Annotated in this window: 13 protein-coding genes; 7 read left to right on the forward strand and 6 right to left on the reverse strand. The window is 67.4% G+C overall.

The annotated features are described in order from the left end of the window. The first annotated feature begins 22 nt into the window (after window positions 1-22). A complete protein-coding gene (locus tag P3L18_RS22140) occupies window positions 23-766 on the forward strand; it encodes an SDR family oxidoreductase (protein ID WP_276115239.1) in 744 nt (247 codons plus the stop codon). Between the two features lie 7 nt (window positions 767-773). Here the strand turns inward: P3L18_RS22140 and P3L18_RS22145 are convergent, their stop codons facing one another. Next, window positions 774-1,427: a hypothetical protein gene (locus P3L18_RS22145; RefSeq protein WP_276115240.1), complete on the reverse strand. Its 654-nt coding sequence runs from the start codon at window positions 1,425-1,427 to the stop codon at window positions 774-776. Between the two features lie 105 nt (window positions 1,428-1,532). Between P3L18_RS22145 and P3L18_RS22150 the strand changes: the two genes are divergently transcribed. After that, a complete protein-coding gene (locus tag P3L18_RS22150) occupies window positions 1,533-2,066 on the forward strand; it encodes a hypothetical protein (RefSeq protein ID WP_014361163.1) in 534 nt (177 codons plus the stop codon). 22 nt (window positions 2,067-2,088) lie between these two features. Here P3L18_RS22150 and pgi read toward each other — a convergent pair whose 3' ends face one another. Together pgi and P3L18_RS22160 are read right to left on the reverse strand one after the other, a co-directional pair. Continuing rightward, on the reverse strand, window positions 2,089-3,762 hold the full coding sequence (gene pgi, locus P3L18_RS22155; protein ID WP_006368317.1) for a glucose-6-phosphate isomerase: 1,674 nt from the start codon (window positions 3,760-3,762) through the stop codon (window positions 2,089-2,091). 66 nt (window positions 3,763-3,828) lie between these two features. Beyond that, on the reverse strand, window positions 3,829-4,197 hold the full coding sequence (locus P3L18_RS22160) for a chorismate mutase (RefSeq protein WP_006368318.1): 369 nt from the start codon (window positions 4,195-4,197) through the stop codon (window positions 3,829-3,831). 47 nt (window positions 4,198-4,244) lie between these two features. Here P3L18_RS22160 and P3L18_RS22165 point away from each other — a divergent pair, with 47 nt between their 5' ends. Then, on the forward strand, window positions 4,245-6,308 hold the full coding sequence (locus P3L18_RS22165; protein ID WP_276115241.1) for a hypothetical protein: 2,064 nt from the start codon (window positions 4,245-4,247) through the stop codon (window positions 6,306-6,308). Between the two features lie 22 nt (window positions 6,309-6,330). On the opposite strand, the gene P3L18_RS22170 is transcribed toward P3L18_RS22165, so the two are convergent. Beyond that, window positions 6,331-7,935 (reverse strand): hypothetical protein, encoded by a 1,605-nt coding sequence (locus tag P3L18_RS22170; protein ID WP_276115242.1) that lies wholly within the window; start codon window positions 7,933-7,935, stop codon window positions 6,331-6,333. 313 nt (window positions 7,936-8,248) lie between these two features. Here P3L18_RS22170 and P3L18_RS22175 point away from each other — a divergent pair, with 313 nt between their 5' ends. Then, window positions 8,249-10,756: a UvrD-helicase domain-containing protein gene (locus tag P3L18_RS22175; protein WP_276115243.1), complete on the forward strand. Its 2,508-nt coding sequence runs from the start codon at window positions 8,249-8,251 to the stop codon at window positions 10,754-10,756. Between the two features lie 24 nt (window positions 10,757-10,780). On the opposite strand, the gene P3L18_RS22180 is transcribed toward P3L18_RS22175, so the two are convergent. Next, entirely contained in the window at window positions 10,781-11,980 is a 1,200-nt protein-coding gene (locus tag P3L18_RS22180; RefSeq protein ID WP_276115244.1) for a M23 family metallopeptidase, read from the reverse strand. Window positions 11,981-12,386: 406 nt separating this feature from the next. Here P3L18_RS22180 and sucC point away from each other — a divergent pair, with 406 nt between their 5' ends. Further along, complete coding sequence (gene sucC, locus P3L18_RS22185) at window positions 12,387-13,550, forward strand: ADP-forming succinate--CoA ligase subunit beta (RefSeq protein ID WP_006368323.1); 1,164 nt, start codon at window positions 12,387-12,389, stop codon at window positions 13,548-13,550. Window positions 13,551-13,564: 14 nt separating this feature from the next. Then, the gene (gene sucD / locus P3L18_RS22190) at window positions 13,565-14,467 is read left to right on the forward strand and encodes a succinate--CoA ligase subunit alpha (protein ID WP_006368324.1); all 903 of its coding nucleotides are present in this window, start codon (window positions 13,565-13,567) and stop codon (window positions 14,465-14,467) included. Between the two features lie 97 nt (window positions 14,468-14,564). Here the strand turns inward: sucD and P3L18_RS22195 are convergent, their stop codons facing one another. Then, entirely contained in the window at window positions 14,565-15,524 is a 960-nt protein-coding gene (locus P3L18_RS22195) for a 1-phosphofructokinase family hexose kinase (RefSeq protein ID WP_276115245.1), read from the reverse strand. Between the two features lie 140 nt (window positions 15,525-15,664). On the opposite strand from P3L18_RS22195, the gene P3L18_RS22200 reads away from it, so the two are divergent. Further along, a complete protein-coding gene (locus tag P3L18_RS22200) occupies window positions 15,665-16,546 on the forward strand; it encodes a universal stress protein (protein WP_276115246.1) in 882 nt (293 codons plus the stop codon). The last annotated feature ends 51 nt before the right edge of the window (window positions 16,547-16,597 follow it).

Genomic DNA, 16,597 nt, shown 5'->3' on the forward strand with positions numbered 1-16,597 from the left:
ACCCTCGGGTAAGTTGGCGGACGTGACGCACCGCGACAAGATCCTGATCACCGGCGCGAGCTCGGGACTCGGCGAGGGCATGGCCCGCGAATTCGCCGGCATGGGCCGCTCACTGGCACTGGCCGCACGACGCCTCGACCGCCTCGATGCCCTCGCCGCCGAACTGCGGCCCCATGCAGGCACGGTCGCGACCGCGGCCCTCGACGTCACCGACGTCGACACCGTTCCCGTCGTGTTCGGGGCTCTGCGCGACGAGCTCGGCGGCCTCGATCGCGTCATTGTCAACGCCGGGCTCGGTAAGGGTGCACCGCTGGGCACCGGCAAGATGCACGCCAACATCGAGACCGTGCAGACCAACCTCATCGGGGCGCTCGCCCAGATCGAGGCGGCACTGGAGATCTTCCGCGCCCAGGATCACGGGCACCTCGTGCTGATCAGTTCGATGAGCGCCGTCCGCGGGCTACCCAAGGCGCAGACCGCGTACTCGGCGTCGAAGGCGGGGCTGACCGCGATCGGGCAGGGCTTGCAGGCCGAGTTCGCGCACTCGCCGATCACGGTGTCGATCGTGCTGCCCGGCTACATCGAGACCGACATCAACCGCGGCCTCAAGACCTCACTCATGACCGACACCGACTCCGGCGTGCGTGCCATGGTGGCGGCCATCGAGGCCGAGAAGGCCTCGGCGCCGGTGCCCGCGTGGCCGTGGGTGCCGATCGCCGCGGCCCTGCGACTACTGCCGGCGTCGATCACGCGTCGACTGATCTGATCCGGTCTCAGCCCGCTGCGGTGGTCGAGGCCGGGGCGGTCGACGAGGCCGGGGTCGGGGTGCCCCACACGACCGGCGAGGTCTTGAAGTCGAAACCGTCGGCCGTGGTCGTCTCGGCCCAATAGATGACGCTGGTGAGTTTCTGCCCGGCGTCGGCGTAGGCCACCAGACAGGTGGCGTAGGAGTCGCCGCGCTTCATCTGCTCCGGGGGCGACGGATTGCCGCACGCCTTGAGGGCCACCGGCGGCGGCAGCGTCAGAGCCGGAGTGCGGCCATCCACGCTGCCCGCCAGCCCCACGACCGTCGGTGCGGCGGACGAGTGTGCGGCCAGCGACGTCACCGTCACATAGACGAAGAATGCCGCGCCGCCCTGTGTCGCCGAATCGGGAACTCCCTCACCGGGTGTGATGCCGGTGACCGTGTACATCGCGGTCGGGCCGGACGGACGGAACGCGTCGGCGGGCAGCACCGCCGAATCGCCGAAGCGCAGGGCGGTGCCCGGTGCCGTCCGCGCCGGGGCGCCGGGCGGGACCGACACCGCGACGGAGGTCGGGAACGACGAGGTGCCGGGCGCCGACGACGGCGTCGACGACGAACAGGCGGTGAGTGCCGAGCCGGCCGCGACAGCTGCGAGAAGCGCACCGGATACGCGCATGGTCATCGAACCGCGGGATCGTCGGGGCCGGATCAGGGGTCGTGGCAGGCGCATGAGGGATCGCGGCGCGCGTGACGACGGTGACGTACTCACCTGCGTAAGGTAACCGATGTGTCGATTCACCACAGTCAAGCGGTCGCCCATGGCGCCTTCCAGGTCCTCGGAACCGGGGACGCCGAACCCGTCGACGAACTGCTCCGCGATGTGTTCGGGCGGAACGACATCGCGACGATCGGCGCCGATTGGCGCGGCATCGTGTACTTCACCCTGGCCGACGACGATGAGGTCGACGCCTCGACCGTCGTGGGCTTCGACGCGTCCAGCGGCAGCTCCGGGCCCCTGGCCACCCTCGAGGAGGTGATGGCCGCCGTGGCCGACGGTGACATCGCCGAGGCGGTCGACGCCGAGAGCTTCGACGCATGGCGCGTGGCGACCGGGGTCGACGGCATCGCCGTCGGCGACTGTGTGCCGCCGTCGCTGCCGGAGTTCATCGGTGGTGACCCCGCCGAACGCGCCGTCGAACCGCTGTCGCTGGTCTCCCACATCGCCAGCTGCGCAGCGCTGATGGGCCGCATCGAGCAACTCGGTCTGGCACCCGGCGATGACATCCCGGACGAGGTGTTCGACGCCACCCGATGGGAGTGAGCGCGCCGCATCCGGGGAATGCTCAGGCCTGCCGGCCGCGCCGCGACCGATACCACCGCACCAACTCGTCGGTCGACGAATCGCCCAGTGCCGCAGGTGGTTGCGAGTCGGTGATCGACCCCAGCAACTCCATCGCCTGGGTCTTGCCGAGCTCGACGCCCCACTGGTCGAAGGGATTGATACCCCAGATGGTGCCCTCGACGAAGACCTGGTGTTCGTAGAGCGCGATCAGCTGGCCGATGACCGATGGGGTGAGTTCGGGCGCGAGGATCGACGTCGACGGCCGGTTGCCGGGCATCACCTTGTGCGGCACCACATGTGGGTCCACGCCCTCGTCGGCGATCTCGTCGGCGGTCTTGCCGAACGCCAGCACCTTGGTCTGCGCGAAGTAGTTGCTCATCAGCAGATCGTGCATCGACCCGGTGCCGTCGGCGGTGGTGAGATCGTCTGTGGGCTCGGCGAATCCGATGAAGTCGGCCGGGATCATCCGCGTGCCCTGATGGAGCAGTTGATAGAACGCGTGCTGTCCGTTGGTGCCCGGCTCACCCCAGAAGACCTCGCCGGTGTCGGTGGTGACGTGATGCCCGTGTGCGGTGACCGACTTGCCGTTGGACTCCATGGTCAACTGCTGCAGATAGGCCGCGAACCGCGCCATGTCGTTGGAATAGGGTAGTACCACCCGTGATTGGGCGTCCCAGAAGTTGGAGTACCACAGCCCGATCAAGCCCAGGATGACCGGTGCGTTGCGCTCGAGCGGCGCGGTGCGGAAGTGTTCGTCGACGAGGTGGAAGCCGTGCAGGAACTCGCCGAAGCGGTCCTTGCCGATGGCCGCCATCACCGACAGGCCGATCGCCGAATCCACCGAGTACCGGCCGCCGACCCAGTCCCAGAAGCCGAACATGTTGACCGTGTCGATGCCGAACGCCGAGACCTTGTCGGCGTTGGTGCTCACGGCCACAAAGTGTTTCGCGACGGCGTCATCGGCAGCGCCAAGGCCGGCGAGCAGCCACCGCTTGGCGGCGGCGGCGTTGGTGAGCGTCTCCAGCGTGCCGAAGGTCTTGGACGCCACGATGAACAGCGTGGTCTCGGCGTCGAGGTCGGCAAGCGTGGCCACCAGGTCGGCGGGATCGACGTTGGAGACGAAATGGCAGCGAATGGGCGAATCGACGTAGTGGCGCAACGCCTGATAGACCATCACCGGTCCCAGATCGGAGCCGCCGATGCCGATGTTGACGACGTCGGTGATCGCTTTGCCGGTGTGCCCCTTCCACTCTCCGCTGCGGAGCTTGTCGGTGAAGGCGCCCATCGCGTCGAGGACCTCGTGGACGTCGGCCACCACGTTCTGGCCATCGACGACCAACTCGGCGTCGGCAGGCAGGCGCAGTGCCGTGTGCAGGACGGCGCGATCCTCGGAGGTGTTGATGTGGACGCCGGCGAACATCGCGTCGCGCTTGTCCTCGAGACCGGCCTCACGGGCCAGGCTGAACAGCAACTCCAACGTCTCGCGCAGCACGCGATGCTTCGAGTAATCGATGTGCAGATCGCCGACGTCGACGGTCAGTTCGCGGCCCCGATCGGGGTCGGCCGCGAAGACCTCCCGCAGATGCATCGAGTGAACGTGATCCTGATGCGCCGAGAGCGCCTGCCACGATTGGGTGCCGGTGATGTCGTGCTCGTTGCCATCGAGGTCACTCATACGACCACCCTATGTGGTGGGTGGGCGGCCCGCATGCACCGGCGCACACCGCACCGGCGCACACCGTCACCGGCCGAGCGGGCCCCGACCCAGACGCAGCAACAGCATCGCGAGCGTATGACCCTCCTGACCGAGTTCGGCGAACCGGTCGAGCACCTTGACCTCGCGGCTGTGCACCAGTCGCGGTCCGCCCGAGGCCATGCGTGCGGCTCCGACCTTCTTCGACACCGCAGACCGGCGCTTCACCGCGGCGAGGATGATCGCGTCGAGGCGGTCGATCTCGTGTCGCAACACCTCGATGTCGTCGGGCAGACCCGACACATCGTGTTCGAGCTCGTAGGAGGAGAGATCGATCGAATCGGCGAAGGAAGCGCCACCCGTGCGGGCGGGTGCGGTGTTGTCGGGGCTGGTCGACGAGTCGCTGGGGTCGGTCACCGTGTCGATTTTGCCACGCAGACACCGTGCCGTGGACACTGGTGGCCATGCCGAGACCCCGGGCAAGCATCGACCCCTCCCGAGATCCCGAAGACACCGGTCCGACGCGGTCCGCCGGAGAGGTGAGCGCCCCGGCGAGCCGGGTGGCGCAGATGGTCGTACCGGCCGTGATCACCCTGATCGTCGCGCAACTGATCGTCCGCGGCTGGCTGGTGGCCACCGGCAACTTCTACTGGGACGACCTCATTCTCGTCGGCCGGGCCTCGACCATGTCGATCTGGTCGTGGGACTACCTCGGCCACAGCCACGACGGCCATTTCATGCCCGCGGCGTTCCTGGTCGCGGGGATCTCGACGGTGCTCGCACCGCTGAACTGGGTGGCGCCGGCGATCACGCTCGTGGTGCTACAGGGACTCGCGTCGGTGTGCGTGTGGCGGATGATCCGGGTCCTGACCGATCCCGGGGAGGGGCGGTCACGCAGCGCTGCCGTCCAGATCGCCTCGGTCGGCGCGCTGGCCTTCTACCTCTTCACCCCGCTGACGGTGTCTTCCTTCGTGTGGTGGGCCGCCGGCCTCAACACGTTGCCGATGCAGGCGGCGATGGCCTGGATCGTCGCCGACGCGGTGCTGCTCGCCCGCGGGGGCGCCGACCGCCGGCGCACGCGGCTGATCGTCCTCCGCTCGTCGGTGATCTTCGTCCTCTCCCTCGCCTTCTTCGAGAAGTCGCTGTTCATCCTGCCGGTGGCATTCGTCGCCGCGGTTCTGGTGAGCCGCACAGGTCTGGTGAACCGCACAGGGTTCCGGTCGGCGGACGTTGCCGATGCCGATGCCGATATCGATGCCGATGAATCTGCCGCGGCCGACACCGCCGCCGTCCAGATGGGCCCGCTGGGAACGGCATTCGTCCACGCCCGCCGGCTGTGGGCACCGCTGTCGGTGATCTTCGTGGCGTGGGCGCTGCTGTTCTTCTCGGTGTCCGACGCCACCGCCGGTCAACATTCGGTGTCGCAGACCGCGCAACTCGTGTGGCGGTCGATCAATCGTGGTGTCATCCCGTCCCTTGTCGGCGGTCCGTGGGACTGGGAACGCTGGGTGCCGAGCCCGCCGATGGGGTTCTCCGCGGTGTGGATGGTCGTGCTGGGGTGGCTGGTGGTGGCCGCCGTGGTGATCTGGGCCGTTCGTACCCGGATCGGTGCGGTGGCGGTACTCGTGTGTGCGGCGCTCTATGTCGTCGTCGCGCAGATCCCGGTGATGTGGAATCGCTCATCGGCCAACACCGCCCTCGAACTGGCCCAAACCCTGCGGTATCTGCCCGATTCGGCGGTCGTACTCACCGCCGCGCTCGCCCTGCTCGTCGCCGCGCCCCGGCGTTCGGTGAACTCGGTCCCACCGTCGGGTGGGCGCCATGCCGCTCCCGAGGCCGACGAGGAGACGGTGGGCCGCGGTCGGACAGTGGGTACGGCAGTCGGCGTCCTCGCCGCAGTGACCGCGGTGTTGGCGTTCGCGTCGTCGTTGATCTCGACCGCGTCGTACCAGTCGTCCTGGACCGACGATCCGACCGGCGCCTATCTGGCCAACGCCAAGCGCGCGCTCGCCGACAACCGGGACCACACGATGTTCGATCAGGCGCTGCCGCTCGAGGTACTGCTGCCGGTGGCGTACCCGTACAACCAGATCAGCGCCACCTTCGGCCGTGTCACCGACCGTTCGCCGTTCGGCGACACCACCGACCGGCTCTTCGTCCTCGACAACGCCGGCAACCTCACACCCGGCGCGGTGACCCCGCGACGGACCGTCGAGGCGGGCCGCGGGACATGCGCGCGACCGGAACTCACCGGACCGACGTCACTGCGGCTCGACGGCCCGTTGATCAACTGGCGGTGGACCATTGCGCTCGGCTACTGCGCCAACGCCGCGGGCGACGTGGAGATGTCCCTCGACGGCGGACCAGCCGTTCGCGTTCCGCTGCAGGCGGGTCTGCATGTGGTCTACGTGCAACTCGACGGTCACGGCACCGAACTCCGAATCCGGCCGCTCACCCGGGGCTTGGCGCTGCACACCGGTGACGGACGGGTCGGTGAGGTGGTCGACGCCCGGCTGCTGGGCCAGTGAGCGTTGCTGCGCCGGTGCCGTCTCAGCCGCTCGTGTCGGACGATTCCGGCGCGTCGTAGTACACCGAGATCTTGCTCGAGTATCCGGCTTGGGCCACCAGCGCGGTGAGCGCGTCACCGGTCGACTGCTCGGCCACGTAGTACGCGATGCGGCCGTCGTCGCCGATGGCCTGCACCTGCTTGCTCATCTGATCGCGCAGGGTGGCCGTGCCCGCCCAACTCGGATCGAAGGTGCCGTTGGTGACATGCGCGGCGTAACCGGGTGCGAAGGTGACCAGGTAGGCACCGGCCGGGCCGTAGCCGTCGAACAGATAGTCGCCGCGCTTGACGGCATAACTGCTCGGCAGGCCGGTGTGTTCGGAGGCGTAGGTCGCCGCAGCGGGCTGCTTGGTCCCGGTGCGCACCATGGTGAACTGACGCTGCGTGGCCTGCGTGTTGTCGTCGAGGTAGTCGCTGAGGGTATCGGCGCCGTAGTCGATGAACGGGAGGTAGGAGAAGGTCACGTTGGGTCGGATCGAACCGCCTCCGGAACCGAGATTGGTTGCGGTGCAACGGGTGGTGGCGGTCTTGTTGAAGTCGACCCGGATCACCGGGGTGCAGGTGCCGCCGAGGGCCCCGGCCGGCTGGCCGTTGACGATGAAGTTGACGGTCAGGCCGTAGTTCACATGCCCGGGCTTGTTGTCGGATCCGCGCCTCGGCGTGCCGTTGACGGTGAGGTCGTAACCGCACGCCACATTCGAGCAGTCACCGGTCTGCTTCCAGCCGACCTGGTCGAGTTGTCCGCCCGGCAGGTCGTCGATCGTCATACCGGGTACCGGCACCGACCCGAGATCGTTGGTGAGGCCCTTCTGCTGGGCGAAGATCGGCGAGATCTGATCGAAGGACAGCGGTGTGACGTCGGTGTCGATGGTGGTGGTGACGTCACCGTCGCGGTACTGCCCCTTGAGATGGCTGATCGCCTTGGTGTCGGAGGCGAAGGTGATCTCCCAGTCCCCGGCCTTGACCTTGTTGTCGGCGAGCGAGGTGATCGCCGGATCCGAGGTGGGCCAGAAGCGGGCGTCGGGGGTGTCCTTGTTGGGAGAGGGCAGCGGGGCGCCCAGCGACGGCGGATTGACGAGGTCGTTGTTGCCCAGGCGCCCGGCCAGCACGATCGGTGACAGCGCATACCCGAGGTTGGGCAGGCTCCACTCCGCGGAGGCCCACTTGTTGTCGACCGGCGACATGTCGACGTTGTCCGGGGTGGTGCCGCCGAATACCGCTTTCCAGAAGGCGACGGGAGCCTTGGTGAAGTAGTAGTTGCCGATCTGGGTGTAGTCGCCCTGCTGGCCGTTGACGGTGATCGAGCCACTGACGTTGCCCGACAGCGCCACCTGCAGGTCGGAGAACTCGACGGTGAGGGTGGTGCCGTCGCCGTACTTGCGCGTCAATGTCCCCTTGTACTTGGCACCCGGGCTGCTGCCGTATTGAAAAGCCGTCTGGTCCAGGCTGTTCTGCGCCCGGAACGCGGCCGTCGGCTCGGCCGATCCGGAGTTGCTCCATGGGATGAACGACAGGATCAGGGCGACGATCACCGCCACCGCCCCGACGCTGGTCAACACCAGTGCAGTGACCTTCGATGTGTTCTTCATCGCTCGCTTCCCGGGGCAAGGGTCATCGGGCGTGAGATCACGGCGATGTCCGTTTTCGGCCGAATGATGACAACACTAGACATCTCCGGCCCGGCTTCGGGAGGCCGCATGGGACGAATGAATGACTCCAGTGCTGCGCACCTTCACCCGTGCCTCCCCTGACCACGTGGGGGGAATCCGCATCGTCTCGCACCGCAGGCCCCCCGGACTCGGTGCGAGGGTCATCGTAACCGGTTCGTCCGACAGCGGAGGCCATCCGGGCGGCTTCGCCCCGCACAATCGTGTCGGTGGGCCGGAGTAGCCTGAGATACCGATGACCACCAGCTCCGCACCCAGTTCCGCACCCGCCACCGCGTCCGCAGCCGCCGCTCCGCCCGCCGCCTCGTCGGCTGCCGACGAGCGCGTCGAACGGCTCCTCGAGGGGCTGAACCCGCAGCAGCGCGCGGCGGTGGTGCACAGCGGTCCGCCGCTGCTGATCGTCGCCGGTGCCGGGTCGGGTAAGACCGCGGTGCTCACCCGTCGCATCGCCTACCTGCTCGCGGCACGCGATGTCACGCCGGGCCAGATCCTGGCGATCACCTTCACCAACAAGGCGGCCGCGGAGATGCGCGAGCGCGTCATCGGTCTCGTCGGCCCGCGCGCGGCCTACATGTGGGTCTCCACCTTCCACTCGACGTGTGTGCGCATCCTGCGCGCCCAGTCGGCGCTGCTGGAAAACCGCAACTCCAACTTCTCGATCTACGATTCCGACGACTCGAAACGTCTGCTGGGCATGATCATTCGCGATCTCGACGTCGACCCGAAGAAGTTCAGTCCGCGCGGTGTCGCGGTGAGCATCTCGAATCTCAAGAACGAACTGTCCGATCCCGACGACGCGCACGTCGCCGCCGGTGAGGAGCCGACCGCGCGCACCATCGCCGAGATCTATGCGGAGTATCAGCGCCGGCTCTCCGCGGCCAACGCCTTCGATTTCGACGATCTGATCGGTGAGACCGTCGCCCTGCTGCAGAGCCACCCCGACGTCGCCGAGTACTACCGTCGTCGTTTCCGCCACGTCATGGTCGACGAGTACCAGGACACCAACCACGCGCAGTACGTGCTCGTGCGCGAACTCGTCGGCCGCGAGGCCACGTCATCGGGGCTGGCGCCGTCGGAACTGTGCGTGGTCGGTGACGCCGACCAGTCGATCTATGCCTTCCGCGGGGCGACGATCCGCAACATCGAGGAGTTCGAGCGCGACTTCCCGAACGCCGAAACCATTCTGCTGGAACAGAATTACCGCTCGACGCAGACGATCCTCTCGGCGGCCAACGCGGTCATCGCGCGCAATCCGAATCGTCGGGACAAGCGGTTGTGGACCGACTCCGGCGACGGCGAGCTCATCGTCGGATACGTCGCCGACTCCGATCGGGAGGAGGCGACGTTCATCGCCACCGAGATCGAGCGGCTCACCGACCACACCATCGGCGGCGCACAGTCCAACAGCTATTCCGACATCGCCGTGTTCTACCGGACCAACACCGGATCGCGCGCGCTGGAAGAAGTGTTCGTCCGTCACGGCATCCCGTACAAGGTGGTCGGCGGTACCCGTTTCTACGAGCGCAAAGAGGTGCGCGACGTCGTCGCGTATCTGCGGGTGGTCGCCAACCCCGAGGATTCGGTCAGTCTGCGGCGCATCCTGAACACGCCGCGTCGGGGCATCGGGGACCGGGCAGAGGCGTGCGTCGCCGTGCACTCGGAGAACCGCGGGATCTCGTTCTACCAGGCGCTGATCGAGGGGGCGCAGGGTCAGGTCGGGTTGCTGAACACGCGCGCGGTCAAGCAGATCGGCGGCTTCGTCGACCTGATCGAGGGCTTGCGCAACGACTTCCTGACCACCTTCGGTGAGGGTGGTACGGAGGGCTCCGACGTCGCCGTCGCCGACGCCACCGAAGAGGGTGCCGACATCGGCGAACTCGTCGACGCCATCGTCGACCGCAGCGGATACCGCGCCGAGCTCGAGGGATCCCACGATCCGCAGGACGGCGCCCGGCTGGACAACCTCAACGAATTGATCTCGGTGGCAAAGGAATTCAGCCGCGATGCGGCCGAAGCCGCGCAAGCCGAGGTGGACAACGGCACCGACGAGGAGGCGGCGCAACTGCGCGAGGGTGAGCCCGAACCCGGTTCGCTGGCCGCCTTCCTGGAACGGGTGTCGTTGGTCGCCGATGCCGATCAGCTCCCCGACGAGGGTGAGGGCGTGGTCACGCTCATGACCCTGCACACCGCCAAGGGGCTCGAGTTCCCGGTGGTCTTCGTGACCGGTTGGGAGGACGGGCATTTCCCCCATCTGCGGGCCCTCGGCGATCCGGCGGAGCTCAGCGAGGAACGACGCCTCGCCTACGTCGGTATCACCCGCGCCAAGCAGCGGTTGTATCTGACCCGTGCGGTCACCCGCGCATCCTGGGGTCAGCCGGTGTCGAACCCCGAATCCCGCTTCCTACAAGAGATTCCGCAGCATCTGCTCGATTGGCGGCAGACCGAACGGCGGCGTCCCGGACGCGGCTTCGGATCCTCGGGTGGGGTGTTCGGCCGTGGCGACGATCGTGGTTCCAGCGGTGCGCTGGGGCGTTCGTCGTTCTCCGCGGACCCGAATCGAGGGCGCAACAAGCAGATTCAGCTCGACGTGGGCGATCGGCACAATCATCCCAAGTACGGGATGGGCAAGGTCGTCGGCAAGGAGGGCAGCGGGGCGACCGAGCGGGTCGTCATCGATTACGGTGGCAACACCGGCCGCATCACGCTGCTGACGATCGGCGGGATTCCCGGCGAGAAGCTGTGACGGACGCCGAGCGGTGAGGGTGGGTCAGCCGACGTAGTTCGACAGCCGCACACCGTGCTCGGCGAGCCACGGTGCCGGGTCGATCTTGGTCTTGCCGTCCAGCCACACCTCGAAATGGCAGTGCGGGCCGGTGGATTGGCCGTCGCTGCCGACCAGACCGATGACCTGCCCGGCCTTGACGGTCTGGCCCTTCTGGACGAGGACGCCATTGGAATACATGTGCCCGTACACGGTGACGGTGCCGTCGGGGGCCTTGACCTGAATCCAGTTGCCGAAGCCCGACGCCGGACCGGCCTCGAGGACCACACCGTCGGTGGCGGCGTGGATCGGGGTGCCCAGCGGCGCCGCGAAATCCAGACCGGCATGCATGACGCCCCAGCGCATCGCATACAGCGAGGTCAGCTGATACTGCCCCAGCGGCACGGGTGACTCGTACAAGGGCGGCAACGAGGCGTTGATTCGTGCGGCCTCGGCATCGGCGAGTTGCTTGCCGACCTGCAACTGCTGGCCGTACATGCTCGTGTCGGGGGTGTTCGCCGACGCGGGCGCGATCCCGGGCCCGGTGTCGGCGGCTGCGGCGCCACCGACGTCGGCGGTGGGTACCGGCGTGGCCGACCCGGCGTCGTCGTCGGAGTTGATCTGCACCGCGGCGGCGGCCAGCGCGGCACCGGCGGCGACGGCCACCAGGGCGACGCGTCCGCTGCGCAGCGCGGTCGGGGGAGCGGCGATGCGGTGCTTGCCGCGCGATCGCCGTGTCGCACCCGCCGGGACGCGACGGAACGTCGGCTCCGCAGTGACCGTCCCTACCCGCTCGTCGGTCTCGTACTCATCGACCGTGTATTCGTCGCCTGCGTATTCGTCGACTGTGGCGCCGAGAACGTCGAAGGGCTCGTCATGGCGGTACTCGTCGAACTCACCCTCGGGGATGAGGATGTCCTGGGTGATCTCTGAGGTGGTGGTGCGGCGTGTGGAGCGTCGGCGACCGACCGAGGCCGAGCCGTCTTCGATGGGGGCCCAGTCATCGACGTCCCACTCGTAGTCGGCGGTGTCGCCGTACGTGGTCTCGTCGCTGTAGTAGATGTCGCTGCGGTCGACGGGGATGATCGTGGTCATCTCCTCGGCGGTCAGATCATTGATCCGCTCGTCGCGGCGTCGACGTCCGCCGACGACCGCGGTACCGGATACCGACCCGCCTGGGAAACCACGTTCCGCCAAGTCGTCCACCTCACCTCACGTTTGCGATACACCCAGGTGCCCGCGTTCTTTCGGCGTTACGGATGTGGCGCGATGGACCACTACGACCTGAGACTGCTTGCCGACGGTAACGAAATGATTGCGACAAGTCCAACCCTGGGGAGTGAAAACCCGGGATAAAGTGAGCTGGGTCACAGGCCGATGACGAGGTTCACACTGTGCTGAATTTGCGGTATTGGCTGGCGGATTCGCCGCAATGCGCCCGGCCGGATGGCTGACGGCGCCGGGTCGGCACCCGCGCGTGTCCCGACCGAGCGAGTGATCTGTCGCACAAGGTGAGGAGGTGTACCCAAACCGGATATGCGGCAGGTTTAAAGTCCCGTATGGCCCGCGTTACACCCAGACGAGCGGGCAAATCTACGAAATGGTGAGCTGAATGGATCTCTTCGAATACCAGGCGAAGGAACTGTTCGCCAAGCACGGAGTTCCGACCACACCCGGTCGTGTAACCGACTCTGCCGCCGACGCGCGCACGATTGCCGAGGAAATCGGCAAGCCCGTCATGATCAAGGCGCAGGTGAAGGTCGGTGGACGTGGCAAGGCCGGCGGCGTGAAGTACTCCAAGGACGCCGACGAGGCGCAGGCGAACGCCGAGAACATCCTCGGTCTCGACATCAAGGGCCATGTCGTCAAGAAACTCCTCGTCGCCGAGGCCAGCGACATCGCCGAGGAGTACTACATCTCCTTCCTCCTCGATCGCGCCAACCGCACCTACCTGGCCATGTGCTCGGTCGAGGGCGGCGTGGAGATCGAGGTGACCGCCGAGCAGAACCCCGACGCGCTCGCCCGCGTCCCGGTCGACGCCGTCAAGGGTGTCGACCTCGCATTCGCTCGCGAGATCGCGGAGAAGGGCAAGCTGCCCGCCGAGGTGCTCGACGCCGCCGCCAACACCATCCAAAAGCTCTGGGAGGTGTTCATCGCCGAGGACGCCACCCTCGTGGAGGTCAATCCTCTGGTCCGTACCCCCGACGACCAGATCCTGGCCCTCGACGGCAAGGTCACCCTCGATGAGAACGCCGACTTCCGGCATCCCGACCACGAGGCCTTCGCCGACCGCGACGCCACCGATCCGCTGGAGCTCAAGGCCAAGGAGAACGACCTCAACTACGTCAAGCTCGACGGACAGGTCGGCATCATCGGCAACGGCGCCGGGCTGGTCATGAGCACCCTCGACGTGGTCGCCTACGCCGGTGAGAAGCACAAGGGTGTCAAGCCCGCGAACTTCCTCGACATCGGTGGCGGCGCCTCGGCCGAGGTGATGGCCGCCGGTCTCGACGTCATCCTCGGAGACGAGCAGGTCAAGAGTGTCTTCGTCAACGTCTTCGGCGGCATCACCGCCTGCGACGCTGTCGCCAACGGCATCGTCGGCGCGCTGAACAAGCTCGGCGACGAGGCCAACAAGCCGCTCGTCGTCCGCCTCGACGGCAACAAGGTCGACGAAGGCCGCAAGATCCTGGCCGATGCGAATCACCCCTTGGTGACGCTCGCCGAAACGATGGACTCCGGCGCCGACAAGGCCGCCGAACTGGCGAGCAAGTGAGGGGCTAGAGAAACATGTCGATCTTCCTGAACAAAGACAACAAGATCATCGTCCAGGGCATCACCGGCGGTGAGGGCACCAAGCACACCGCACTGATGCTCAAGGCCGGTTCGAACATCGTCGGCGGCGTCAACGCCCGCAAGGCCGGCACCACCGTCGCCCACACCGCCAAGGACGGCTCCGACGTGGAGCTGCCCGTCTTCGGCAGTGTCGCCGAGGCGATCAAGGAGACCGGGGCCGACACCTCGATCGCCTTCGTCCCGCCGAAGTTCGCCAAGGACGCCATCATCGAGGCGATCGACGCGGAGATCCCGCTGCTGGTCGTCATCACCGAGGGAATCCCGGTGCAGGACAGCGCCTATGCGTGGGCCTACAACGTCGAAAAGGGGAACAAGACCCGCATCATCGGGCCGAACTGCCCCGGCATCATCACCCCGGGCGAATCGCTGGTGGGCATCACCCCGGCCAACATCACCGGCAAGGGTCCGATCGGCCTGGTCTCCAAGTCCGGCACCCTGACCTACCAGATGATGTACGAGCTGCGCGATCTCGGTTTCTCCACCGCCATCGGCATCGGCGGCGACCCGGTCATCGGGACCACCCACATCGACGCCATCGAGGCGTTCGAGAAGGATCCGGAGACCAAGGTCATCGTGATGATCGGTGAGATCGGTGGCGACGCCGAGGAGCGTGCGGCCGACTACATCAAGGCCAACGTCTCCAAGCCGGTCGTCGGCTACGTCGCGGGATTCACTGCGCCCGAGGGCAAAACGATGGGCCACGCCGGCGCGATCGTGTCCGGCAGCTCCGGCACCGCCCAGGCCAAGAAGGAAGCCCTCGAGGCTGCGGGCGTCAAGGTCGGCAAGACGCCGAGCGAGACCGCCACGCTGGCCCGGGAGCTCTACGAGGCTCTCTGACCCACGGTCGGAGATCATCCCGAAACCCGCCTGCACGCGAGAACTCGTGTGCAGGCGGGTTTTTCATTTGTGCGACACCGGTGAATGGTTGCGGTGGTCATTTCTGCGCTCCGGAGTCGGGTGCGGGTCGGTAGAGACGTTCGACGTCGTGTCGACGGCACGGTTCGGTTCCCGGGGTGAGTGTCGCCGCGGCACCGGCGGCGGCACCGTATCGGACGGCGTCGGGTAGTGGCCGGCCGCGGGCCAGGGCGACGGTGATCCCGGCGACCATGTTGTCGCCCGCCCCGACACCACTGCCGAACCCGGACCCGACCGGGACTCCGGCGACGTCGGTCACCTGATCGGTGGTCACCACCAGTGCGCCCGCCGCCCCGCGTGACACGACGACGGCGTCGGCGATGCCCCGCGTGATCAGGATTCGTGCGGCCTCGACCTGTGAGTCGGTCTCCGGCAGAGGCAGATCCAATGCTTCACGGAGTTCGCGAAGGCTCGGCTTGATCACTGCGGCGCCGCGCACCCGCAGCAGAGCCGGGCCGTGGGTGTCGACGATCAGTGTGCACCCGTGCCGGTCCGCGATGGCCGACACGGCCGGGAAGAAGACGTCCGAGCATCCCGGTGGGAAACTGCCACTCACCACGAGATGCGTTGCGGTGCTCGCATACTCGTCCATGGCGGCGAGGCAGTGTTGCTCCTCGGTGGCGGTGAGGTCGGGGCCGGGCAACACGAAGCGGTACTCCTCGCCGGTCCGGACCTCGCGGACGGTCAACGATTCCCGGCTTCCACCGGTGATGCCGAGGGGGGCCGTTGCGATGCCCTCGGCGGCGAGAAGTGCCTCGATGCGTGCTCCGGTGGGGCCGCCGCTGGTGAAGACCGCGGTGGCCGGCACGCCGAGCCGAATCGCTGCCCGGGCGACGTTGATCCCGCCGCCACCCGGATCGTATCGGGGGCGCGAGCATCGCATCTTCTCCGTCGCCTGCAGGATCGGCACCGAGCTGTGGATGTCGAGCGCAGGATTCATCGTGACGGTCACGATGTGTGGTGTGGCTGGTGACTTCATCTCCTGTCCATGGTGCCCCGCGAATATGTCGGGCGGCAGATGCTTTTGGCCCTTTTGTCACCGCCGTGCGGTGGTGTCCAATGGAGGTGACGGACTCGGTTGGCGAGTCGGTCGACGAAGCGATCGGCAAGGAGCGGGTCATGGCAGTGAATGCCCCGACAGTGGTGGCGGTCGACGGGTCGGACACGGCGCTCGAGGCGCTCCGGTGGGGTGCTCTGGCCGCGGTGCGGGAGAACCGATCCCTGCGCGTGGTCGGCGTCGTCGAGACCGTCGCGGCGGGATATGCGCCGGGTGTGTTGATGACCCCGGCGGTGGCCGAGGCACTGCACGCCGATGCCCGCCGGGCGGTGGACGAGGCGATCGCCGCGGCCACCAAGGTGTCGGCGGACGTCGACGCCGAGGGCGAGGTCCGCGAGGGCAGACCGGCCCTCGTCCTGCGTGAGATATCCAGTGGTGCAAACCTTCTCGTCGTCGGTCGTCGTGGCCGCGGGGGTGTGGCCGGGTTGTTGCTCGGTTCGGTCAGCTCCGACGTCGCCGCACACGCCGATTGTCCGGTGGTGGTGGTCTCGGGTCCCGTACCTCAGACCGGTCCGGTGGTGGTCGGCGTCGACGGATCGGCGATCTCGCAGGCAGCCCTGGGCGCCGCCTTCACCCAGGCCGCCGAACTCAGCACGTCGTTGGTGGTCGTCAGCACCTATCCGGGATTCTCCGGCGAAGGGTTCTACGACCAGGATGAGGTGCTGGCTCAATTCCGGGACGGGACCACCGAATCCGTTGAACGTCAGGTCGCCGAGCACCGTCGCGACCATCCCGCCGCCGACACCGTGTCCGTCGAGACCGCGGTTGTCGCCGGCGATCCCGCGCCGCGCATCATCGAGGCCGCAGGTGATGCCCAACTGATCGTGCTCGGGAGCAGGGGGCGTGGCGGCTTCCGGGGGTTACTGCTCGGATCGACCAGTCAAGCCGTCCTGCACACCGCATCGTGCCCGGTGATGATCGTGCACTCCGAACGCAGCCGGTGAAAGACGTTGTCACACCGCGGTTGATGCGACAGCGCCTCGACGGCAGCGCGT

This window comes from Gordonia sp. N1V (assembly GCF_029269935.1).
Lineage (GTDB): Bacteria > Actinomycetota > Actinomycetes > Mycobacteriales > Mycobacteriaceae > Gordonia > Gordonia polyisoprenivorans.

Bases quoted from the DNA above. Each gene is read 5' to 3' on its own strand.
- P3L18_RS22145 (WP_276115240.1), bottom strand. From the start codon at position 1,427: ATGACCATGCGCGTATCCGGTGCGCTTCTCGCAGCTGTCGCGGCCGGC.
- pgi (WP_006368317.1), bottom strand. From the start codon at position 3,762: ATGAGTGACCTCGATGGCAACGAGCACGACATCACCGGCACCCAATCG.
- P3L18_RS22165 (WP_276115241.1), top strand. From the start codon at position 4,245: ATGCCGAGACCCCGGGCAAGCATCGACCCCTCCCGAGATCCCGAAGAC.
- P3L18_RS22170 (WP_276115242.1), bottom strand. From the start codon at position 7,935: ATGAAGAACACATCGAAGGTCACTGCACTGGTGTTGACCAGCGTCGGG.
- P3L18_RS22175 (WP_276115243.1), top strand. From the start codon at position 8,249: ATGACCACCAGCTCCGCACCCAGTTCCGCACCCGCCACCGCGTCCGCA.
- sucC (WP_006368323.1), top strand. From the start codon at position 12,387: ATGGATCTCTTCGAATACCAGGCGAAGGAACTGTTCGCCAAGCACGGA.
- sucD (WP_006368324.1), top strand. From the start codon at position 13,565: ATGTCGATCTTCCTGAACAAAGACAACAAGATCATCGTCCAGGGCATC.
- P3L18_RS22195 (WP_276115245.1), bottom strand. From the start codon at position 15,524: ATGAAGTCACCAGCCACACCACACATCGTGACCGTCACGATGAATCCT.
- P3L18_RS22200 (WP_276115246.1), top strand. From the start codon at position 15,665: ATGGCAGTGAATGCCCCGACAGTGGTGGCGGTCGACGGGTCGGACACG.